The sequence below is a fragment of the Rhodoferax sp. genome, from assembly GCF_028688795.1.
Taxonomy (GTDB): Bacteria; Pseudomonadota; Gammaproteobacteria; order Burkholderiales; family Burkholderiaceae_C; genus Rhodoferax.
Genome location: NZ_JAQTXM010000010.1, coordinates 12,810 through 34,236, shown reverse-complemented (window position 1 = coordinate 34,236; position 21,427 = coordinate 12,810). Strand labels below are relative to the sequence as shown.

The window sequence follows — 21,427 nt, the reverse complement described above, 5'->3', positions numbered from 1 at the left end:
TCAGAGGCTCTGCCTCAGTTCTGTAAGTACACCAGCTCAGAGTAGAGGTGGTCAATTCCCTCAGGCCGGTAGGGTCCGCTGGCAAAGCGGCGACTAAACAGCCGCGTGCAGGAGACCTCGATCTGAGCATCCTCATGAGCTTCAAACTGCAGTAAGGCCACGCCTTGACGTAACAGAAAGCGTGAAAGCGGCCCGATCGCAGCCGTGATATCGGCCACCGAAGGCGAATAAACGACCTCGGCCAGTGGAATCAACCGGGATTGCCGACGGGTGCGCATTACCAGTGGTACCAGGCGGTCAGGTAGCGCTATGGCGCATACCAAGCAACCCAGGCGGGCGTGGTCATGCAGGGCGCGTAATAACAGTGAATCCTTGAAAGCCTGCAAGGTCTCGTTGGTATCCAGTATGCGAACCATTGGCGCTTTATGGCGCACCTGTAAAGGTGTAATGACCAGCACCCGCTGACTGCTCACGGCTCGAAAACCCAAGCGCTGCAAAATGCGCAGCGCTTGCGGGATGGGTGTCAGTGCGGTATAGACCGTCTTAGGGTCACTCAGGGTTTGCTTGGCCATCCACAAGGCCTGCATGCGGTCAGTGGGCTCGATGGCCCAACTGGATGCATTGACATGGTTTTGTACTGTGTTGCCCAGACCTCGTCTGCTGCCAAACAGCAAGCTCACGCCAGCGATTCCGCGTGGTCCATGCATGAGCACGCCAATGGGGCTGTGATCATCATTGGGCGGCACGGCCATCAGGCGGGTATAGCCCGCGTTCCACCACGCGGTGGGGGTAAGCGGATAGCTGCGCTGCAACATCTCCAGCGCGATGGGCCAGCGTTCAGGCAGCAGGGGTTCCAATTCGTAGCCGCGTGAACGCAGGGCCTTGGTTTCAAGGCGTGAAGTTGTCATGCGTCAGCCTGCCGATGGGATTCTTTTTTCAGATAGCGCCAAAGCTTCACAATCCAGCGCTGCCGTTTTAGCATTCGACGAAGTCGCCAGCCCCAAGCTACGGGCAAGCCGCGCCAGGACAGTGCTTCACAGCCATCAAAGAGCGCGATGTGACTAACCCCAAACGATTGCTTGTGTCGATAGTCACCAATACCAAAATCAAACCAGCGCAGGGCCTGTGCATGCAAGTGCTCGGCTGTGCGTTCGCACAGCAGCCGTCCGGGTGAACAGGCTTTCCATGGGTCGCCGCCGGTGCTCAAGCGCAAGGCAATGTAGCGGTGGCGGTTGGCGATGCCAAACTGGGCAGCAACCACGTCCTCGCCATCACGCAAGGCGGTCAGTACCACGCTGCCATCGGCTAGGCCACCCGCTAGCGCTTGGTGATAAAAGGCACGAAACGCTGGCTGGTCCAATACATAGGCGTGGTCAAGCTGGTCCATGCGCTGGGATTGCTGGTGTTCCAGTTGCTCAAAAAGCTGCAGCGCTGCCTGTGGTTCTGTGATGCATTCAAAACGTGCCTGGTCACTGCGCGTGAACACGCGCCACGAGCGTTCAAACTCTTTACGCACCCGTTTATCAAGTGAAAAGCGCCAAACATCCCAATCGTCGCCGGTGTGAAACTGGTTGCCAAACATCTCGCAATCCTGTAGCCGTGAACCCAATGCCAGCATGAGCGGGTTGACACGCACCAGACTTTCATCCAATGGTTTTTCGAGCATTTTGTCGATTCGAAAAACGTCATAACCATGGAGTGCCTGGCGAACCGCTTGCCACAAGCGTTGAGCACAGTGTTTCACCGCAGCGCTGTTGGTTTGGTCAATGTCGCCCGCCCAGGCTACCGACACCAGGGGAGAGGTGTAGTCCACCACGCTGGCATCTGCAAACCCGACAAACGACAAACCGGCACGATGCCATGTGGACAAAGGCAGCAGCATGACATCTGCGCCCGTATCGGCGCTGCGCACCCCGACCAGCAAAGGCTGAAAACCAGCGCTGTTGCCCAGTGTGGCGTACCAGGCGCGAAGCCAGGGCTGGGCATGAAAAGGAGAGACATCGTCAGTCGCTAAAGCCACCCACCGTTCCAAAAAGGGCTCAAGCGAGGTGTCGATATCAACAACATAGTTGATTGATTGATGGGTTTGGGTCATTTCGCTGGTGGCATGACATCCACCATGCCGCCGGGTTCATTGGATGCCAAACGGAATTCAATCGGCCGGTGGGCGCGCTGCGTGCTTGCTGCCCAGGGGCTGCGTCGCCAGGCCGCTTGCAAGGCGCTTTTGGCCAGGTAGCCAGGCCCACTGATGGCACGGCTGTGCGGGGTCCAGCCCAGGCGTTGGCGTAGCACAGCGTTGGCCAGGTTCATTTTTTGTGAGCGCCGGTTCGCGTCGGTCCAATGTTCGGTGGTTACGGAAATGTTCAGGCAGTCGTGGTTGTCGATGCGGTGCGGTGAATTCAGTGGCCAGGTCAGCATGTCGCCAGGTTCTAGCTCAAGGATCTGGGCCTGCGCGTCAAACTCCGGGCGGTAGTTCAGCTTGAATTCAAACCCCGACAGCGCAATGTCCTCCAGCGCCTGTGCTTCCAGAAAGGGAGGCTGCGGCGCATACACATAGACCCGCTTGCGTCCGCTGATCTGCCACAGCAATTGCCCCGGTAAATCACAGTGGTAGTGCACCTGTGCATTGGGTGACGATATCAGAATGCCCATCTTCATCGAGGTTGGGTCAAAGCCTGGAATATGCCCGGTGAGTTCGGTATACGCCGCGTTGAGAAGGTCACCGTAGCGCGAGTGGTAGCGCCCGATGTCACGCAGGTTCAGCCACATGCTGCCGTTGGCAATGGTGTCCATCACTTGCTGGCCCGACGCGCCCGCCATGTCACCTTCACGCCAACGGCGCTCCCCATCGCCGCCGCGGCTGGTGTGGATCAGTGCGTAGTTCTCGCGCGGGTAGTCTTTGATCAGGCTGGCCAGTGCCGCCAGACTGAACAGCGGGTGCTGATGCAGGGTATGCTGCAAGTGCATGGGCCGCTTGTTCCAGCCTTCGGCGTATTCCAGTTTCCAGCTGGGAAAAACAGGGTTGGTAATGTTTGCGGTGGTCATGGTGCTTTACTTCACAACAAGTTCGTTCTGGATCAGCCAGCGGCCGTCTTTATGTACCAGCACCACGCGTTTATGCAGTCGGTCGGACGGGCCGTCACTGGTGTAGCGTTGCACAAAGTTGGCGATGACGGTGTTACCTTGGCGCACCAGCTCAATTTTTTTCAGTTCGACTGAAATGTGGGTGCGTGCCTCAATGCGCTCGCGCCGCTGATCTGCCCACACTTGGTGTGAGGCCTGGGCAGGGTTGCCCGCATAGTCGGGGGTGTAGGCCGCCAGATAGGCCGTCACATCACGCTGACTCCAGGCCTGCGACCAGGCCAGCAGAGCCGCATGGGCCGGTCCTTCAACCTCCTGAGAGGCTTTAACGCCCGGGGGCAGCGTGGGCTGCGGTTTGGCTTGTTTGGCCAGTATGGCCGCACGCGTGCCCACGCGTGAAGGCGGCACGTCGTGTGTGAGATCGGGCCGGTCGATGCGAAATTCAGTCAAGGTCAAGGCGGCACGGTCGCTCACCACAATCAGCAGGTCGAAAGGCGGGGTGTTGGGTGGCAGGCGCTCCAGACGCAACACCGGATGGCCTGGTGCCCCCATGGCCCCCGCTGCGCCGCTGGCCGTCGCTTGTGCGGTGATCAGCGCGTCTGCAAGCCCTGCGAAATAGCTCAGGCCTGCTACGCTGTAAGCTGCTGGAGTGGCAATGCTGACGCGAATCGATCCTGGGTCAATCGGGTTTTTGTCGCTGAGGCCAATCTCGGCCACGGGTGGCTGGCCGGGGTTGGTTTTCCAATGCAATACGCCTACCGTCAGCGCCATGGCTGACCACGAGGTCAATGACAGGGTGGCTGTCAGCAGCAGCCGCTTGACCAAGCCGGAACGAATCGCGTTGCGCATCACTGTACCTTTTCGGCGCTGGCCAAAAATTCTGCATAAGCCACGCCCAAGCCATCCACAAACCCGGTTCTGGCTGTCCATCCGGTACGGCTTAACAACGCTACATCCATCAACTTTCGCGGCGTGCCATCTGGCTTGGTCGGATCAAACACAATGCTACCGGCGTAGCCCACCACCTGCTGCACGGTTTCTGCCAGTGTCTTGATCGTCACATCATGGCCCACGCCAATGTTGATCAGTGGTGGCTCGAAGCGTCCGGTCTTGGACTCATCACTGCCTAGCAAGCTGGTGTATTGATCGTCTGCCAGGTTCATCAGGTACACACAGGCGTCGGCCATGTCCTCGCTGTACATGAATTCGCGCTTGGGTGTGCCGGTGCCCCAGACCGCGACGGTGGGTGCGTTGGCCACCTTGGCCTCATGAAACTTGCGGATCAGCGCCGGAATCACATGGCTGTTCTCAGGGTGGTAGTTGTCACCCGGGCCATACAGGTTGGTCGGCATCGCCGCCAAATACTGGGTGCCGTACTGGCGGTTGTAGCTCCAGCACATCTCAATGCCAGCAATCTTGGCCAAGGCGTAAGGGCGGTTGGTCGGCTCCAGCGGGCCAGTCAACAGGTACTCTTCCTTCATCGGCTGCGGCGCCAATTTGGGATAAATGCAGCTCGACCCCAAAAACATCAGGCGTTTAACCTGGTTCAGAAAAGCCGCATGGATGATGTTTGCCTGAATCACCAGGTTGTCACGAATGAATTCAGCGGGGTAGATGTTGTTGGCCAGAATGCCACCGACCTTGGCGGCGGCCAGAAAGACGTAGTCTGGCTTTTCAGCCTCAAAGAAGGTCGCGGTGGCGGCCTGGCTGGTCAGGTCTAGCTCGGCATGCGTGCGAACCAGCAGGTTGGTGAACCCCGCAGAGGTGAGGTTGCGCACAATGGCGCTGCCCACCAGCCCGCGGTGGCCGGCAATGTAGATTTTTGCGTTTTTGTTCATGTGCATAGATGAGATGGATGACCTCGCTGCGCTGGCAATGCCGGTTATTCGTGGTGGTCAAAGGTCTGAAACCCGGCCAGCTTGACCAAGGCATCACGCTTGGCTGTTGCGTAGTCGGCTTGCACCATCTCGGCCACCAGTTCTTTCAGGGTGGTTGTAGGTACCCAGCCCAGCTTCTCTTTGGCCTTGGTGGGGTCACCCAGCAGAGTTTCCACCTCGGTGGGACGGTAGTACCGGGGATCGACCTTGACGATCACATCGCCCACCTTGCATTTGGCCTCTTTGCCGGTCACGGCGCTCACGGTGCCGATTTCTTGCGCGCCTTCACCGGTCCAGGTCAGGGCAATACCAAGTTCTTCAGCGGCAAACTCGACAAACTGGCGCACGCTGTATTGAACGCCGGTGGCAATGACAAAGTCATCAGGCTTGTCTTGCTGCAGCATCAGCCATTGCATTTCGACATAGTCACGCGCATGACCCCAGTCGCGCAGGGCGCTCATGTTGCCCAGGTACAGGCAGTCTTGCAGGCCAAGAGCAATGCGCGACACCGCGCGGGTGATCTTGCGGGTGACAAAGGTTTCACCACGCAGCGGGCTTTCGTGGTTGAACAAGATGCCGTTGCAGGCATACATGCCGTAGGCCTCGCGGTAGTTCACCGTGATCCAGTAGGCATACATCTTGGCCACGGCATACGGGCTGCGCGGGTAAAACGGGGTGGTTTCACGCTGGGGGGTTTCTTGCACCAGGCCATACAACTCACTGGTGCTGGCTTGATAAAAGCGGGTTTTCTTCTCCAGACCCAGGATGCGAATGGCTTCCAGCAGGCGCAACGCGCCCATGCCGTCGGCATCGGCGGTGTATTCGGGGCTCTCAAAGCTCACGGCCACGTGGCTCATGGCACCCAGGTTGTAGATTTCGTCGGGCTGCACCAATTGGATGATGCGGATCAGGTTGCTGCTGTCGGTCAGGTCACCGTAGTGCAGCACGAAGTTGCGCGCCGACACATGGGGGTCTTGGTACAGGTGGTCGATGCGGTCGGTGTTGAAGCTGCTCGCGCGGCGTTTGATGCCGTGTACTTCGTAACCTTTTTTGAGCAACAGATCGGCCAGGTAAGAGCCGTCCTGGCCTGTGATGCCGGTGATGAGTGCAATTTTTTTGGTCATGGTTTTTGGGTCAAATCAGTGACCGTAGCCGTTGGGGTTGTTGCTCTGCCAGCGCCAAGCGTCCTGGCACATGGTTTGCAGGTTGCGCTCGGCTTGCCAGCCCAGCAGGGCCTTGGCATGGGCTGGGTCTGCATAACAGGCGGCAATGTCGCCGGGGCGTCGGGGTGAAATTTTGAAGGCAACTGGTTTACCGCTGGCTTGTTCAAAGGCACCCACCATGTCCAGCACGCTGTAGCCCACACCCGTGCCCAGGTTCACCGCCACACATTGGGTTTGGGTTTGCAGGCGTTTGAGTGCTGCCAAGTGGCCCAATGCCAGGTCAACCACGTGGATGTAGTCCCGCACGCCAGTGCCATCAGGCGTGGGGTAGTCGTTGCCCCACACGTTCAGGAATTCACGCCGACCCACGGCCACTTGCGCAACAAAAGGCATCAGGTTGTTGGGCAAACCTTGCGGGTCTTCGCCAATCAGGCCGCTGGCATGGGCGCCTACAGGGTTGAAATAGCGCAGGATGCCGATGCGCCAGCTGTCGTCGCTGGTGTACAGGTCACGCAGCATGTTTTCGATCACCAGCTTGGTCTGCCCGTAGGGGTTGGTGCTTGAGAGTGGGTGGTCTTCGGTCAGCGGCAGGTATTGCGGGTCGCCATAAACCGTGGCAGACGAGCTGAACACCAGCGTTTTGACGTCGCATTCCGCCATGGCTTCGAGCAAGCGCACGGTGCCCACCACGTTGTTGTCGTAATAACTTAACGGCTGCGTCACCGATTCGCCCACAGCTTTCAGCCCGGCAAAGTGGATCACGGCCGTGGCTGCGCTTTGGCGCAAGGCGGCAGTCAGGGCGTCACGGTCACGGATGTCGCCCTGGATGAATTGCAGCTTTTTGCCGGTAATGCGCTTCACCCGCGCTAGGGCCTCTGGCTGGCTGTTGCTGAAGTTGTCAAACACCGTAACCTGGTGCCCTGCGTTGAGCAGTTCAACGCAGGTGTGTGAGCCGATGTAGCCCGCGCCGCCGGTAACCAATATTGTCATGAGGTGGGTTCTTCTGAAGTGGTTTGTGATTCAAGCCAAGTGGGCATGGCGAAGTCAGTGCCCGTTTATTTTATAAAGCATTTTGCCATCTAGACCTTTTAAATCAAGCGCATAAAGCTATATAAAAAATAGCAAAAAAACATGTTGCGTCAACTTTTCCACAGTTGCCCTAGTTTGGCAACAAATGAGCTCACGCCTCGTACCTAACGGGCGTGATCTTAAGCTCGCAGCGCTTCGTAAAGCTGCCAATGCACTCGAAGTTTGTTGCTTTGATTAGGCCGCTTGGTTTCGGTGTGCAGGAGTTCGGATAGCATGGCGTGAGCAAGTGCCCAAGTGATACCGCGCCTTTGTGATGAGCGGCGCAGATTGTTGGCCAATTTACCCACCACAATCGGCCGTGGACAAGCAGGGAAAGGCATTTGGGCTAGCGCTTTGTTTGATCCCGGAGAAACACCATGAACGACAAAAAATCAATGAATTTCAACGATCTTGAGCAGTGGCTCAATGAACGGCGCGTGACCGAAGTGGAATGCCTGGTGCCTGACTTGACCGGTGTGGCGCGCGGCAAAATTCTGCCGCGCGGCAAGTTCACCGAAGACCGTGGCATGCGTCTGCCGCAATCAGTGGTGGCGATGGGCGTCACCGGCGAGTTCCCAGAGAGCGGCCCTTACTACGATGTGATCGACCCCACCGACAAGGACATGCAGTTGCGCCCCGACCCCTCCACGGTGCGCATCGTGCCCTGGGCCACCGACCCCACGGCGCAGGTAATTCACGACTGTTTTGACCACAAGGGCAACTTGGTGCCTTTTGCGCCTCGCAGCGTGCTGCGCAAGGTGTGTGACTTGTTTGCCGCCGAAGGGCTGCAGCCCATTGTGGCGCCCGAGCTTGAGTTTTACCTGACCGCCCGCAACACCGACCCCAACACGCTGCTTCGCCCGCCGATTGGCCGCAGCGGCCGCGCCGAAACGTCGCGCCAGGCCTACAGCATTGATGCAGTGAACGAATTTGACCCACTGTTTGAAGAAATTTACGACTATTCAGACAAGATGGAACTCAACGTGGACACGCTGATTCACGAAATTGGCGCAGGCCAAATGGAAATCAATTTCTTTCATGCCGAGCCGTTGGGGCTGGCTGACGAAGTGTTCTTTTTCAAGCGCACGGTGCGGGAATCCGCCTTGCGCCACGACATGTATGCCACCTTCATGGCCAAGCCGATTGCCGGCGAGCCCGGTAGCGCCATGCATGTGCACCAGAGCATTTTGAACAAAGCCACCGGTAAGAACATTTTTAGCAACGAAGACGGCACCCCGTCCGAGGCGTTCATGTATTACATCGGCGGCTTACAGCGCTATATCCCCGCAGCCATGGTGCTGGTAGCGCCTTATGTCAACAGCTACCGTCGCCTGAGCCGCAACACCGCGGCACCGATCAACATCGAGTGGGGCTACGACAACCGCACCGTGGGCATTCGTTCACCGATTTCAAGCCCGGCTGCGCGCCGCGTTGAAAACCGCGTGATTGGTGCCGACGCCAACCCTTACGTGGCACTCGCCATGACGCTGGCCTGCGGTTACCTGGGCATGAAGAACAAGATCAAGCCCAAAGCTGAAATGAGGGGCGATGCTTACCTGTCACCCTACGCGCTGCCACGCAGCTTGGGTGAGGCGCTGGATTGGTTGCGCAAAGAGTCTGATCTGCATGAGGTGCTGGGCAAAGAGTTCATCACCGTGTACTCCGAAATCAAGGAGCTTGAGTTCGATGAATTCATGAAAGTGATTTCGCCTTGGGAACGTGAGCATTTGCTATTGCATGTATAGCTGCTTACGCTTTATTAATAAGGGCTAGAGGCCTATTTCTTATATAAAAAGGATGTCACGCATGAATGCCGTTGCTGCACCAAACCAGTTGTCCACGCAAGAACTACAGGCGCTTGACAGCGCTCACTTCATCCACCCGTTCACCGACCACAGTGATTTGGCCACACGTGGTGCGCGCGTCATCGTCAAGTCCGAAGGCATCTACATCTGGGACTCTGAGGGCGAAAAATTGCTCGACGCCATGAGTGGTCTGTGGTGTGTCAACGTGGGTTATGGCCGCAAGGAGCTGGCGCAGGCGGCGTATGACCAGATGCTGACGCTGCCCTTTTACAACAGCTTCTTCCAGACCACCAATGTGCCCGCCGTCAAGCTGGCCACGCGATTGGCTGCGCTGGCACCCAAGGTGGGTGACCGCAGTTTTGAACATGTGTTTTACTCATCGAGCGGCTCTGAGAGCAACGATTCCAACGTGCGTATGGTGCGCCGTTACTGGGACTTGCTCGGCCAGCCGCAGCGCAAAGTCATCATCAGTCGCCACAACGCGTACCACGGCAGCACCATGGCCGGCGCTTCGCTGGGCGGCATGAGCGGCATGCACGCACAAGGTGATTTGCCCATTCCCAACATCACCCACATCGAGCAGCCTTATTTCTTTGAGAACGGCAAACCCGGTGAAACCTCAGATGAATTCGGTCTGCGTGCGGCGCGATGGCTGGAAGACAAGATTTTGGCGGTAGGACCAGACCGGGTGGCAGCCTTCATTGCCGAACCCATCCAAGGTGCGGGCGGCGTGATCATCCCGCCAGCCACCTATTGGCCTGAAATCCAGCGCATTGTGGACAAATACGGTATTTTGCTCATCAGCGACGAGGTGATTTGTGCCTTTGGCCGCCTCGGCCACTGGTTTGCTTACGAGAAATTTGGCTACAAACCCGACCTGGTGACCTTTGCCAAAGCCGTCACCAGCGGCTACATCCCGCTCGGCGGCGTCATGGTGGGAAACCGCGTGGCCAAGGTGCTGATTGAGCAGGGTGGCGAGTTTAACCACGGCTACACCTACAGCGGTCACCCGGTGGCCTGTGCCGTGGCATTGGCCAACCTGGACATCATGGAGGCTGAACAACTGCCTAAGCGTGTCAAAGATGATATTGGCCCTTATCTAGCCAAATGTTTTGATGAGATTTCGCAGCACCCCCTGGTGGGCGTTGCCGAGACCTGCGGCTTCACGGCGGGCTTGGTGCTGGTCAAAAACAAGGTCACCAAAGAGCGATTTGCCGAGGACTTGTCAGTGGGCATGCTTTGCCGAAAGCATTGTTTTCAAAACGGATTGATCATGCGCGCCGTGGGTGACCGCATGATCATTGCACCGCCCTTGATCATGACGCATGCCGATATTGACGAAATGATGCGTCTGATTCGCCTGGCACTTGACCTGACTCAGCAAGAATTGCACCAAAAAGGGCTGATTTGATCGTTTTCACCCCTACCGGTCTGGTGTATTTTTTGCTAACCTTGATTAATCGTTTTTTAATGCGTTCTTTCTAACTAGTCTTTCAAACGGAGTGTGTTCATGATGAAAAAGTACCTTTGGTCGTTTACGCTGTCAGCAGTGGTTTTGGCCGGTTGCGGCAAAAAAGAGGAGCCACCGGCACCTGTGGCAGCGCCGGCACCAGTAGCCAGCGCACCCGCTGCAGCGCCGGTTGCCGTGAACACCGAAGAAAAGGTGCTCAACATCTACAACTGGCCCGACTACGTGCCCGAGGGCATGATTGCTGCGTTTGAAGCCGAGACCGGCATCAAGGTCAACTACGATACTTTCGAGACCAACGAGGCCCTGCACGCCAAACTGGTGGCTGGCAACACCGGTTACGACATCGTGGTGCCCGGCAGTGTGTTCGCCAAGCCGCAAATTGAAGGCGGCTTGTTGCAGCCCCTTGACAAAAGCAAGATCAAAAATCTGAGCAACCTTGACCCGGCCATCATGGCCACACTGGCCACCAAGACCGACCCTGACAATAAATATCTGGTGCCTTGGGCCTGGGGCTTTACCACGGTCGGCATCAACAAGACCAAAGTGGCCAAGGCCCTGGGTAAAACCCCAATGCCTGAAAACGCCTGGGACCTGGTTTTCAAGCCTGAATACACCAGCAAATTGAAATCCTGTGGCATTGCCTACCTGGATTCGCCGACCGAAATCATCCCGGTAGCCCTGCATTACATCGGCAAAGACGCTTACTCCAACGACCCGGCAGACTACAAGGCCGCCACCGACATGCTGGCCAAGGTTCGCAAAGACGTGCGTATCTTCAGCTCAACCATGATTGACGACATCGCGGGTGGCAAGGCCTGCGTGGCCATTGGCTGGTCTGGCGACATCAACATTGCCGCCAACCGTGCCAAAGAAAACAAGTCCAAGGACGAGATCGAATCGCTGCTGCCAAGCACCGGTGCGCTCATCTTCTTTGACACCATGGCGCTGACCAAAGATGCCAAGCACCCCAACAATGCGCAAGCCTTCATTGACTTCTACCTGCGCGCTGAAAACGCGGCTTTGATGACCAACAAGATGAACTATCCAACGGCCAACAATGCCGCCATGGAAAAGATCAGCCCCGAAATTTCCGGCAACAAGACGATCTTTGTCGACGCTGACTATTTCGCCAAAATGATCCCGCCCAGTAGCTTCACCAACGAAGCCCGCGAAGCCATGGCCAATGCCTACAACAGCTTCAAAAAAGGCAAGTAAGCAGGCGAGTGATTGATGCCTGAGGGCTGTTCGTACCTTTGTGGTTGAACAGCCCTTTTTTCTGGCGTGTCAGTGTTTTAAAGGTTATCCATGGCTGATGTTGATTCAAAAAAGAACTATCTTGTGACCGAGAAGTTGGTCAAGCGCTTTGACGAAGCCGTGGCGGTTGATGAGGTCAACTTGTCCATCAACAAAGGTGAAATTTTTGCATTGCTGGGCAGCTCGGGTTGCGGCAAGTCCACGTTGCTGCGCATGCTGGCCGGGTTTGAGACACCCACATCGGGGCGCATTCTGCTGGCCGGGCAAGACGTGGCCAAGTTAGCCCCTTATGAGCGCCCCTTCAATATGATGTTTCAGTCGTACGCGCTGTTTCCGCATCTGGATATTTGGGAAAACATTGCTTTTGGCCTCAAGCGCGAAGGTTTGCCCAAAAGCGAGGTCACACAGCGGGTTGGTGAAATGCTGGACCTGGTGCAACTTGGCACCTACGCCAAGCGCAAACCACACCAACTCTCTGGCGGGCAACAGCAGCGTGTGGCGCTGGCGCGCAGTCTGGCCAAAAAACCCAAGGTGCTGTTGCTGGATGAGCCGCTGGGCGCGCTGGACAAAAAGCTGCGCGAGCAAACCCAGTTTGAGCTGGTCAACATCATCGAAAAAGTCGGTGTGACCTGTGTCATGGTCACCCATGATCAAGAAGAAGCCATGACCATGGCCGGGCGCATTGCCGTCATGAGCAAGGGGCGGGTGCTTCAAGTGGGCTCGCCTGAAGAGGTTTATGAGCACCCTGCCAATCGTTTTGTGGCTGATTTCATTGGCAATGTGAATTTGTTTGACGGCAAGCTCAGCCTGGACCAACCGGACCGGTGCGCTGTCAAGACCGCCATTGGTGAGATTCATGTAGGCCACGGGGTCAGTGGGGCGCTCAACATGCCAGTGGCGATTGCGGTACGCCCCGAAAAAATCGAGATCAGCAAAGAGAAACCTTCTGTGGACCACAACCTGTTTGCAGGCAGGGTCAAGGAAATTGCGTACTTTGGGTCGTACAACACCTTCATTGTCAAGGCGTCAGACGGCACCCGGGTCAAGATCACCGAGGCCAACACCTCTCGCCATGAGCTCAGCAACATCACCTGGGAAGACGAGGTGTATTTCTGGTGGAGCGACGGCGCCGGCGTGGTGCTGCGGGATTGATGGCGCACACCATGGCAAATTTCACCCTGCCCATGCCCGGCAAACGCTTTGTGATCAGCGTGCCCTATGTTTGGCTGGTCGCGTTCTTCCTGCTGCCGTTTCTGATCCTGCTCTACATCAGCTTTGTCGACATGGGCAACGACATCTCGCCCTTCAAGCCGCTTTGGGATTCGAGCACCGGTCTGCTTCACCTCAAATATGAAAACTACTGGTCGATTTTTCGCACGGGTGACGGCGGCGCCTTGTTTCAGACGATTTACATCGAAGCCTACCTACGCTCCCTTTGGTACGCCCTGTGCACGGCGGTGCTGTGCCTGGTGATCGGTTACCCGTTCTCGTATTTCATCGCGCGCTCCAAACCCAGCGTGCGCCCGGCGCTGCTGATGATGGTCATGCTACCGTTCTGGACCTCATTTTTGCTGCGTGTGTACGCCTGGAAGGGCATTCTGGCGGACCAAGGCATCGTCAACCAGGTCTTGATGGGCTTGGGCCTGATCACTGAACCTATTCAAATGCTCTACACCGACGTGTCGATGCTGGTCGGCATGACCTACGTGTATTTGCCGTTCATGGTGCTACCGCTCTACGCTAATCTGGTCAAAATGGATTTCAGGTTGCTGGAGGCGGCTTATGACCTGGGTGCCTCTCCCTTCAAGGCGTTCTGGCTGGTGACGGTGCCGCTGTCCAAGGCCGGCATCATTGCTGGCTTCATGCTGGTGTTCATCCCGTGTGTGGGTGAGTTTGTCATTCCGTCGTTGCTCGGCGGGCCTGAAAACATCATGATTGGCCGCGTCGTGTGGGACGAAATGTTCACCAGCAACAACTGGCCCCGTGCCACGGCCCTGGCGGTGGTGATGATTGGCTTGATCGTGGTGCCGCTGGCCATTTATTACCACTACACCGGTGACCCTGCGGACGCCAAGAAATGAGGGCCTGGCCATGAAAAAATTTCTGAATCAATACTTTGGCAAGGTCTGGATGGGTCTGACCTACCTGTTTCTGTACCTGCCGCTGTTTTTCATGATGGTGTTTTCATTCAACAGCACCAGACAAGACGCCGAGTTCACTGGCTTTTCGCTGCGCTGGTACGAGGCGCTCACGCGTGATACCAAAATTGTTGACGGCTTCTGGCTGTCCATCAAGGTCGCCACGGCGGCCGGGATCGCGTCTGCCGTGCTCGCCACCTTTGCCGCTTTTGTACTCGTGCGCTATCGGCGTTTTCCGGGCCGTACGCTGTTTTCCGGCATGGTGAATGCGCCTTTGGTCATGCCGGAGGTGGTGATCGGTTTGTCACTCTTGCTCCTCATGGTGGGGGTGCAAAACGCCTTTGGCTGGCCACAGCGTGGCATGATGACCATTGTGCTGGGGCACACCTTGCTGGGCATGGCCTACGGCATGGTGGTGATCCAGTCGCGTTTGCTGGAAATGGACCGCTCCATCGAAGAAGCCGCGATGGATTTGGGTGCCAAGCCTTTCCAAGTGTTCTTCCTGATCACCATGCCCAACATCTTGCCAGCCATTTTTGCCGCGTATCTGCTCGCGTTCACCTTGTCGTTTGACGATGTGGTGATTGCCGAGTTTTTGTCCGGTCCGGGCGTCAACACCTTGCCGCAGGTGATTTTTGGTTATGCGCGACGCGGTATCAACCCCACCATTTACGCCGCGGCCACGTTGCTGATTGTCTCGGTGACGCTGGTGGTGATCGGTTACAGCGTCTGGGTGGCGCGCCAGACTCGTCGGCGTGAGCGCGAGATCGCGGCCGCTACCCGGGCCGAACTTGCCGTTTTGGCTGCGCCCTGACTTTTATAAGCTTTTTAGGCCTCTAGCCCCCGTACTCATTGCGTGAGGCGCTATTTATTTTGAAAGACGCATGATGCAAAAAGCATATTATGACGGCCGCGCCCTGATCAATGGCCAGCGGGTTGCCGCCCTTGATGGGCAAACATTTGACTGCATTTCTCCGGTAGATGGGCGGCTATTGACTTCTGTGGCACGCTGCGGCCAGGCCGATGTGGATGCCGCTGTGGCTGCTGGCCGGGCGGCGTTCGAGGACCGGCGCTGGTGTGGCATGCCGCCGGCGGCGCGCAAACGCGTCATGATCAAGTTTGCTGACCAATTGCTGGCGCACGCCGACGAATTGGCGCTGATGGAAACGCTCGACATGGGCAAACCCATCAAATACGCCCGCTCGGTGGACGTCAACAGCGCCGCCAACTGCCTGCGCTGGTACGGCGAAGCAGTCGATAAGATTTATGACGAAATTGCACCAACCGCCAGCACCGCTTTGGCCTTGATCCAGCGCGAGCCCATGGGCGTGGTTGGCGTGATCGTGCCGTGGAATTACCCCATGATCATGGCCGCCTGGAAGATAGCGCCAGCCTTGGCGGCGGGCAATTCGGTGGTGCTCAAGCCCAGCGAAAAATCGCCCCTGACGGCATTGCGTCTGGCCGAGTTGGCGCTTGAAGCCGGTATTCCGCCAGGTGTGTTCAACGTGGTGCCCGGTTTTGGGCCAGAGGCCGGCTCACCTCTGGCGCTGCACATGGATGTGGATTGCATTGCCTTCACGGGCTCCACCCGGGTGGGCAAGCAGATTCATGTCATGGCCGGGCAAAGCAACCTCAAACGTGCCTGGACCGAGTTGGGCGGCAAGTCACCCAACATTGTGTTTGCCGATTGCCCGGACTTGGACAAAGCGGTGGAAGCTGCCGTGGGCAGCATTTTCTTCAACCAGGGCGAGAGCTGCAACGCGCCCTCAAGATTGTTTGTTGAGGCCAGCATCCGGGACCAGTTCCTTGAAAAAGCCATCGCGCTGGTGCCCGGGTATGCGCCTGGCAACCCGCTGGATCAGGCCACGGTGATGGGTGCCATCGTCGATCAGACGCAAATGGCGTCGGTGTTGCGTTACATCGATTTAGGCAAAAAAGAAGGCGCGGCTCTGTTGGCGGGTGGCGAGCAGGCGCGGGTGGACACCGGTGGCTGTTATGTTCAACCGACCATTTTTGCGGGAGTGACCCCTGACATGACCATCGCCCGCGAAGAGATTTTTGGCCCGGTGCTGTCCGTGTTGTCCTTCACCGATGCGACCGATGTGGTGCGCCAGGCCAATCAAAGTGTCTATGGCTTGCAGGCGGCAGTGTGGACGCGCGACATCAACAAAGCCTTGGGGGTGGCGCGTGCGCTGCGTGCGGGCACGGTTCATGTGAATTCATACGACGAAGACGATATCACCGTGCCCTTTGGCGGCTACAAACAAAGCGGGGTAGGGCGCGACAAATCGCTGCACGCGTTTGACAAATACACCGAGACCAAAACCACCTGGATTCGGATCGATTCGCCGGTTTGAAGCTGGGTTTAAATCTGACATGTGTCGACGCTGTGGTATTTGGAATACTATTGTTTATATAGCTGCTTGCGCATATTTTGTAAGGGCTAGCGTGCTAAATCATCATGAATAATTATCAAGCGGTCGTGGCTAACCTGAAAGCTCAGGGCATTCACTCCATCCTGACCCAGTTCTGTGACTTGCATGGTGTGGCCAAAGGCAAACTGGTGCCGCTGGACAACTTGCAAGAATGGGTGGAGCAGGGCGCTGGTTTTGCCGGGCCAAGCATCTGGGGAACCGGTTTGGGGCGATTTGGCGGACGCAGTGAATATTACGGGCGCGTTCAAATCGCGTCGTTGCGGCCCTTGCCCTTCATGTCTGGCGTGGCACATGCCGTGTGTGACGGCTATGCTGGTGGCGAGCCTCTGTCAACCTGCTCGCGCCAACTGCTCAAGCGTCAGGTCGATCGACTGGCCGCGCGCGGCTGGAAGCTGTGGGTTGGGATTGAGCCCGAATTTTTCTTGCTGAAGCAAGATGTCACTGGTCAGTGGCGTGGTGCGGACGCGCAGGACCAACTGGACAAGCCCTCTTATGACCTGAAAGCCATCTACCGCAACCGCGAGTTTCTTGACGACATGCGGCAAACTTTGACCCAATTGGGGTTCGAGTTGCAGCAAATGGACCACGAAGATGCCTGCGGTCAATATGAAATCAACTACCGCTTTGACGAGGCCTTGGCTGCTGCAGACCGCTACATGCTGTTCAAGATGACGGCGCATGCCGTGGCCCAACGCCATGGCAGCGTGTTCAGTTGCATGCCCAAGCCGTTTGCCAACGCACCCGGCAGCGGTTTGCACTTTCACATGAGCCTGACCGATGCGCAGGGGCGGGCGGTATTTCACGACGCGCAAGACGCGCTTCTGCTCAGTACCGATGCTTACCGTTTTACCGCCGGTTTGTTGCACCACGCCGACGCGTTAAGTGCGCTGTGCGCCCCCACTGTCAACAGCTACAAGCGGCTGGCCTGCAGCGACAGCGCTTCGGGTACCACCTGGGCGCCGGTCTGGAAGGCCTATGGCGACAACAACCGAACCTGTCTGGTGCGCAGTGTGGCTGGCAGGCTGGAGTGGCGCTTGCCAGACCCGTCCTGCAATGTTTACGCCGCCATTGCGGCCACACTTGCCGCAGGACTGGATGGAATTGAGCAGGGTTTGGCTGTGGCACCGCCTTGCGTAGAAGATTTATATGAGCGATTCGCATCCGGACAGGCCATGCCAGCGCGTTTGCCACGCGATTTGGGTGCGGCGATTGATGCCTTGGCGTCTGACACCGTGTTGATGTCCGACGTTGGTGCCGAGTTCTGCCAGCAATTTCTGGCGCTCAAGCGGCAGGAATGGAGCCATTTCAGCCAGTCTGTCAGTCAATGGGAATTTGATCGTTACGCGCAGGCATTTTGATTTCACGATATAAAATTTACTTTTTATATCGTGAGATTTTGACGGCTGGCTTTTTGTTAATTGTCGTTCTAAGTTCAAGAATTTTCGCTTTTATTGAGGGATTAGATCCTTAAGTTGTTGATTTAATTGCAATTAAAAAAAGTCTTGTATAAGACATAAGAATAAAAAATAGTCTTCTATAAGACTTAGAATAAGTCCCATGACAGCACAAGCAGACCGCTTGCACTGCAACCCGTTTTCATCAACTTAGGAGTGATCTCATGCCGAAATACACAACAGAAACGTTGAGCCGCGAAGAACAAATCGCCGCCCTGGAAAAAGACTGGGCCACCAACCCCCGTTGGAAGGGCATCAAGCGCGGTTACACCGCTGCTGACGTCGTGCGTTTGCGTGGTTCATTCCCCATTGAGCACACCTTGGCCCGTCGCGGTGCCGAGAAGTTGTGGAATTTGGTCAATACCGAGCCTTACGTTAACTGCCTGGGCGCATTGACCGGCGGCCAAGCCATGCAACAAGTCAAGGCTGGTGTGAAAGCCATCTACCTGTCGGGCTGGCAAGTCGCTGCTGACAACAATTCGTACGCTTCCATGTACCCAGACCAGTCGCTGTACCCAGTGGACTCGGTGCCAACCGTGGTTGAGCGCATCAACAACACGTTCCGTCGTGCTGATGAAATCCAACACTCGCGTGGCATTGACGCTGGCGACAAAGGCTACATCGACAACTTCGCGCCTATCGTGGCCGATGCTGAAGCCGGTTTCGGTGGCGTGTTGAACGCGTTCGAGCTGATGAAGGCCATGATCAACGCTGGCGCAGCTGGCGTGCATTGGGAAGATCAATTGGCTTCGGTCAAGAAATGCGGCCACATGGGCGGCAAGGTGTTGGTGCCTACAGCTGAAGCCTGCCAAAAGCTGATCGCTGCCCGTATGGCTGCCGACGTTTGCGGCGTGCCTACGCTGGTGATTGCCCGTACCGATGCTGAAGCTGCTGACCTGTTGACCAGCGACTACGACGAAAATGACAAGCCATTCCTGACGGGTGAACGCACCGCTGAAGGCTTCTACAAGACCAACAAGGGCATGGACCAAGCCATCTCGCGCGCCATCGCTTACGCTGATTACGCCGATTTGGTGTGGTGCGAAACCGGTACGCCTGACCTCGAATTTGCCAAGAAGTTTGCTGACGCGGTTCACGCCAAGCACCCAGGCAAGATGTTGGCTTACAACTGCTCGCCGTCGTTCAACTGGAAGAAAAACTTGGACGATGCCACCATCGCCAAGTTCCAAAAAGAACTCGGCGCCATGGGTTACAAGTACCAGTTCATCACCTTGGCTGGTATTCACTCCATGTGGTACAACATGTTCGACTTGGCACAAGACTACGTCGCTCGCGGCATGACGGCCTATGTTGAGAAGGTGCAAGAACCTGAATTTGCAGCCCGTGACCGTGGCTACACCTTCGTGTCGCACCAACAAGAAGTCGGCACCGGTTACTTCGACGAAGTGACCACCGTGATCCAAGGCGGCAAGTCCAGCGTGACTGCGTTGACCGGTTCAACCGAAGAAGAACAGTTCCACTAAATCTGGGCCTGAGGAGTTGAAGGCTGGCACACCCTGATAGGGTGGCCAGCCTTTTTTGGTTTTGATGAGTGCGGTTAAAATTCCGTGTCAAGTTTTCACAAGAGCAAGAAAGGCATTTTGGTTATGACACCGCGAACGACACCAGCAGCCCTACAGAGTCATTGAGGCCGTTGTCCGCGTGCCTGGTGCACCAAATGCCTATAGATTGAACACAAACGCGGAGCTTTCCGCGTTTTTTTTTACTAACTTTACCCCTCACACCCATGCTCCAAATCACGCTTCCTGATGGTTCTCAACGCGACTACGCATCTTCTGTCACAGTGGCAGAGGTGGCGGCCTCGATTGGCGCTGGCTTGGCCAAAGCAGCGTTGGCGGGCAAAGTCGACGGCAAGGTGGTAGACACCAGTTTTGTCATCGACAAGAACAGCACACTGGCCATCATTACCGCCAAAGACGCGGATGGCCTGGAGGTGATTCGCCACTCCACCGCTCACTTGCTGGCATATGCCGTCAAAGAATTGTTTCCTGATGCACAAGTCACCATCGGTCCGGTGATTGAAAACGGGTTTTTCTACGACTTTTCGTACAAGCGCCCCTTCACGCTTGAAGACTTGACGGTTATTGAGAAAAAAATGGCGACATTAGCAGCGCTTGATGAGCCCGTGGTGCGCCGTGTCCTGCCGCGTGATGAGGCTGTTGCCTATTTCAAGGGCATGGGCGAGCATTACAAAGCAGAAATCATTGAAAGCATTCCAGCTGATCAGGATGTGTCACTCTATCGTGAAGGCAAGTTTGAAGACTTGTGCCGCGGTCCGCACGTGCCCAGCACCGGCAAACTCAAGCACTTCAAGCTGATGAAGCTGGCCGGCGCCTATTGGCGTGGTGACCATAAAAACGAAATGCTGCAGCGTATTTACGGCACGGCCTGGGCCACCAAAGATGAACTGCAGCAGCATTTGACGATGCTCGAAGAAGCTGAAAAGCGTGACCACCGCAAGCTGGGTCGTGAGCTTGATCTGTTTCATATCGATGACCACGCCCCGGGCATGGTGTTTTGGCATCCGAAAGGTTGGGAGTTGTGGCAAAACGTGGAGCAGTACATGCGCCAGGTCTATCGCAACAATGGCTACAAAGAAGTCAAGGGCCCACAGCTTCTTGACAAGGGACTTTGGGAAAAGACCGGCCATTGGGACAAATACCGTGAAAACATGTTTGTCACCGAATCGGAAAAGCGTGAATACGCATTGAAGCCCATGAATTGCCCCGGCCACATTCTGATCTTCAAACAGGGCGTGAAAAGTTACCGTGACCTGCCTTTGCGTTATGGCGAATTCGGCCAGTGCCACCGCAACGAGCCGTCTGGTGGCTTGCACGGCATCATGCGTGTGCGTGGATTTACGCAAGATGATGGCCACATTTTCTGTACCGAAGACCAGATCCTGCAAGAGTGTGTTGACTACACCGCACTGCTGCAAAAGGTCTATAGCGACTTTGGATTCAAAAATATCATTTACAAAATCGCCACTCGTCCAGACAAGCGCATTGGCTCGGATGAGAGTTGGGATAAGGCTGAATATGCCTTGATGGAAAGTCTGCGTGCTTCCGGTTGTGAATTTGAGATCACCCCAGGCGAAGGTGCGTTTTATGGACCAAAAATTGAATACACCTTGAAAGATGCGATTGGCCGGCAATGGCAGTGCGGCACGATTCAAGTTGATTTCTTCATGACTGAGCGTCTGGATGCGGAATATGTGGGAGAAGATGGTGCGCGTCATCGTCCGGTCATGCTGCACCGCGCCATCGTCGGCAGCCTTGAGCGTTTCATCGGTATTTTGATCGAGGAAACGGCCGGTGCGCTGCCTACATGGTTGGCGCCGGTGCAAGTCAAGGTGCTCAATATCACCGACGCGCAGGCCGAATATGCCAGAAGTGTCGCCAAAACGCTGCAAAATCAAGGGTTTAGGGTAGAGCTTGACCTACGTAATGAGAAAATCACGTATAAAATACGCGAGCATTCAATGCAAAAAGTGCCTTATTTGATCGTCATTGGCGACAAAGAAATGGCATCAGGTGCTGTTGCAGTTCGCGCCCGGGGCGGTCAAGACCTTGGAGTGATGTCAGTTGATGAGTTTTTGCAAAAAATTTCAGCTGACGTTGCCCAGAAATCAAATGTTTGATTTTTGACTGTGTTCAACGC

17 protein-coding genes are annotated in these 21,427 nt (G+C 56.3%); 10 read left to right on the top strand and 7 right to left on the bottom strand.

Annotation, left to right across the window (positions count from 1 at the left end; translation table 11 throughout):
- Positions 1-14: 14 nt before the first annotated feature.
- From PHQ58_RS09240 to galE, 7 genes are all read right to left on the bottom strand, one after another.
- A complete protein-coding gene (locus tag PHQ58_RS09240; RefSeq protein WP_300110201.1) occupies positions 15-908 on the bottom strand; it encodes a hypothetical protein in 894 nt (297 codons plus the stop codon).
- On the bottom strand, positions 905-2,020 hold the full coding sequence (locus PHQ58_RS09235) for a GNAT family N-acetyltransferase (protein WP_300110198.1): 1,116 nt from the start codon (positions 2,018-2,020) through the stop codon (positions 905-907). Before PHQ58_RS09235 ends, PHQ58_RS09240 begins: the two co-directional genes overlap by 4 nt.
- Positions 2,021-2,091: 71 nt before the next feature.
- Complete coding sequence (locus PHQ58_RS09230) at positions 2,092-3,045, bottom strand: cupin domain-containing protein (RefSeq protein ID WP_300110195.1); 954 nt, start codon at positions 3,043-3,045, stop codon at positions 2,092-2,094.
- 6 nt (positions 3,046-3,051) lie between these two features.
- The gene (locus tag PHQ58_RS09225) at positions 3,052-3,930 is read right to left on the bottom strand and encodes a hypothetical protein (RefSeq protein WP_300110192.1); all 879 of its coding nucleotides are present in this window, start codon (positions 3,928-3,930) and stop codon (positions 3,052-3,054) included.
- Positions 3,930-4,919, bottom strand: a complete 990-nt coding sequence (locus tag PHQ58_RS09220) for a GDP-L-fucose synthase (RefSeq protein ID WP_300110189.1) — start codon at positions 4,917-4,919, stop codon at positions 3,930-3,932. The genes PHQ58_RS09225 and PHQ58_RS09220 overlap by 1 nt, the downstream gene beginning before the upstream one ends.
- 44 nt (positions 4,920-4,963) lie before the next feature.
- Positions 4,964-6,082 carry a GDP-mannose 4,6-dehydratase gene (gene gmd / locus PHQ58_RS09215; protein ID WP_300110186.1) on the bottom strand — a complete coding sequence of 373 codons (1,119 nt, stop codon included), beginning with the start codon at positions 6,080-6,082 and terminating at the stop codon, positions 4,964-4,966.
- A gap of 15 nt (positions 6,083-6,097) precedes the next feature.
- Positions 6,098-7,111 (bottom strand): UDP-glucose 4-epimerase GalE, encoded by a 1,014-nt coding sequence (gene galE, locus PHQ58_RS09210; protein ID WP_300110184.1) that lies wholly within the window; start codon positions 7,109-7,111, stop codon positions 6,098-6,100.
- Between the two features lie 455 nt (positions 7,112-7,566).
- Here galE and PHQ58_RS09205 point away from each other — a divergent pair, with 455 nt between their 5' ends.
- The 10 genes from PHQ58_RS09205 to thrS all read left to right on the top strand — a co-directional run bounded on the left by PHQ58_RS09205 (position 7,567) and on the right by thrS (position 21,407).
- Positions 7,567-8,934, top strand: coding sequence for a glutamine synthetase family protein (locus PHQ58_RS09205; protein WP_300110181.1), 1,368 nt, complete (start codon positions 7,567-7,569; stop codon positions 8,932-8,934).
- Positions 8,935-8,995: 61 nt separating this feature from the next.
- Positions 8,996-10,405, top strand: a complete 1,410-nt coding sequence (locus tag PHQ58_RS09200; protein ID WP_300110178.1) for an aspartate aminotransferase family protein — start codon at positions 8,996-8,998, stop codon at positions 10,403-10,405.
- 99 nt (positions 10,406-10,504) lie between these two features.
- On the top strand, positions 10,505-11,680 hold the full coding sequence (locus PHQ58_RS09195; RefSeq protein WP_300110175.1) for an extracellular solute-binding protein: 1,176 nt from the start codon (positions 10,505-10,507) through the stop codon (positions 11,678-11,680).
- A gap of 90 nt (positions 11,681-11,770) precedes the next feature.
- Positions 11,771-12,871 (top strand): polyamine ABC transporter ATP-binding protein, encoded by a 1,101-nt coding sequence (locus PHQ58_RS09190; protein WP_300110172.1) that lies wholly within the window; start codon positions 11,771-11,773, stop codon positions 12,869-12,871.
- Positions 12,872-12,882: 11 nt separating this feature from the next.
- On the top strand, positions 12,883-13,800 hold the full coding sequence (locus PHQ58_RS09185) for an ABC transporter permease (RefSeq protein WP_300110169.1): 918 nt from the start codon (positions 12,883-12,885) through the stop codon (positions 13,798-13,800).
- 10 nt (positions 13,801-13,810) lie between these two features.
- Entirely contained in the window at positions 13,811-14,671 is an 861-nt protein-coding gene (locus PHQ58_RS09180) for an ABC transporter permease (RefSeq protein WP_300110166.1), read from the top strand.
- Positions 14,672-14,744: 73 nt separating this feature from the next.
- Positions 14,745-16,214 carry an aldehyde dehydrogenase gene (locus PHQ58_RS09175; RefSeq protein WP_300110163.1) on the top strand — a complete coding sequence of 490 codons (1,470 nt, stop codon included), beginning with the start codon at positions 14,745-14,747 and terminating at the stop codon, positions 16,212-16,214.
- A gap of 104 nt (positions 16,215-16,318) precedes the next feature.
- Positions 16,319-17,650, top strand: a complete 1,332-nt coding sequence (gene glnT / locus PHQ58_RS09170) for a type III glutamate--ammonia ligase (protein WP_300110160.1) — start codon at positions 16,319-16,321, stop codon at positions 17,648-17,650.
- Positions 17,651-17,910: 260 nt separating this feature from the next.
- Complete coding sequence (aceA, locus tag PHQ58_RS09165; protein ID WP_300110158.1) at positions 17,911-19,230, top strand: isocitrate lyase; 1,320 nt, start codon at positions 17,911-17,913, stop codon at positions 19,228-19,230.
- Positions 19,231-19,493: 263 nt separating this feature from the next.
- Complete coding sequence (gene thrS, locus PHQ58_RS09160; protein WP_300110155.1) at positions 19,494-21,407, top strand: threonine--tRNA ligase; 1,914 nt, start codon at positions 19,494-19,496, stop codon at positions 21,405-21,407.
- Positions 21,408-21,427 lie beyond the last annotated feature (20 nt).

Coding starts and splice junctions, on each gene's coding strand:
- PHQ58_RS09195 (WP_300110175.1), top strand. CDS start 10,505: ATGATGAAAAAGTACCTTTGGTCGTTTACGCTGTCAGCAGTGGTTTTG.
- PHQ58_RS09205 (WP_300110181.1), top strand. CDS start 7,567: ATGAACGACAAAAAATCAATGAATTTCAACGATCTTGAGCAGTGGCTC.
- PHQ58_RS09185 (WP_300110169.1), top strand. CDS start 12,883: ATGGCAAATTTCACCCTGCCCATGCCCGGCAAACGCTTTGTGATCAGC.
- PHQ58_RS09200 (WP_300110178.1), top strand. CDS start 8,996: ATGAATGCCGTTGCTGCACCAAACCAGTTGTCCACGCAAGAACTACAG.
- glnT (WP_300110160.1), top strand. CDS start 16,319: ATGAATAATTATCAAGCGGTCGTGGCTAACCTGAAAGCTCAGGGCATT.
- PHQ58_RS09175 (WP_300110163.1), top strand. CDS start 14,745: ATGCAAAAAGCATATTATGACGGCCGCGCCCTGATCAATGGCCAGCGG.
- PHQ58_RS09230 (WP_300110195.1), bottom strand. CDS start 3,045: ATGACCACCGCAAACATTACCAACCCTGTTTTTCCCAGCTGGAAACTG.
- gmd (WP_300110186.1), bottom strand. CDS start 6,082: ATGACCAAAAAAATTGCACTCATCACCGGCATCACAGGCCAGGACGGC.
- thrS (WP_300110155.1), top strand. CDS start 19,494: ATGCTCCAAATCACGCTTCCTGATGGTTCTCAACGCGACTACGCATCT.
- PHQ58_RS09220 (WP_300110189.1), bottom strand. CDS start 4,919: ATGAACAAAAACGCAAAAATCTACATTGCCGGCCACCGCGGGCTGGTG.
- PHQ58_RS09190 (WP_300110172.1), top strand. CDS start 11,771: ATGGCTGATGTTGATTCAAAAAAGAACTATCTTGTGACCGAGAAGTTG.
- aceA (WP_300110158.1), top strand. CDS start 17,911: ATGCCGAAATACACAACAGAAACGTTGAGCCGCGAAGAACAAATCGCC.
- PHQ58_RS09180 (WP_300110166.1), top strand. CDS start 13,811: ATGAAAAAATTTCTGAATCAATACTTTGGCAAGGTCTGGATGGGTCTG.
- galE (WP_300110184.1), bottom strand. CDS start 7,111: ATGACAATATTGGTTACCGGCGGCGCGGGCTACATCGGCTCACACACC.
- PHQ58_RS09240 (WP_300110201.1), bottom strand. CDS start 908: ATGACAACTTCACGCCTTGAAACCAAGGCCCTGCGTTCACGCGGCTAC.
- PHQ58_RS09225 (WP_300110192.1), bottom strand. CDS start 3,930: ATGCGCAACGCGATTCGTTCCGGCTTGGTCAAGCGGCTGCTGCTGACA.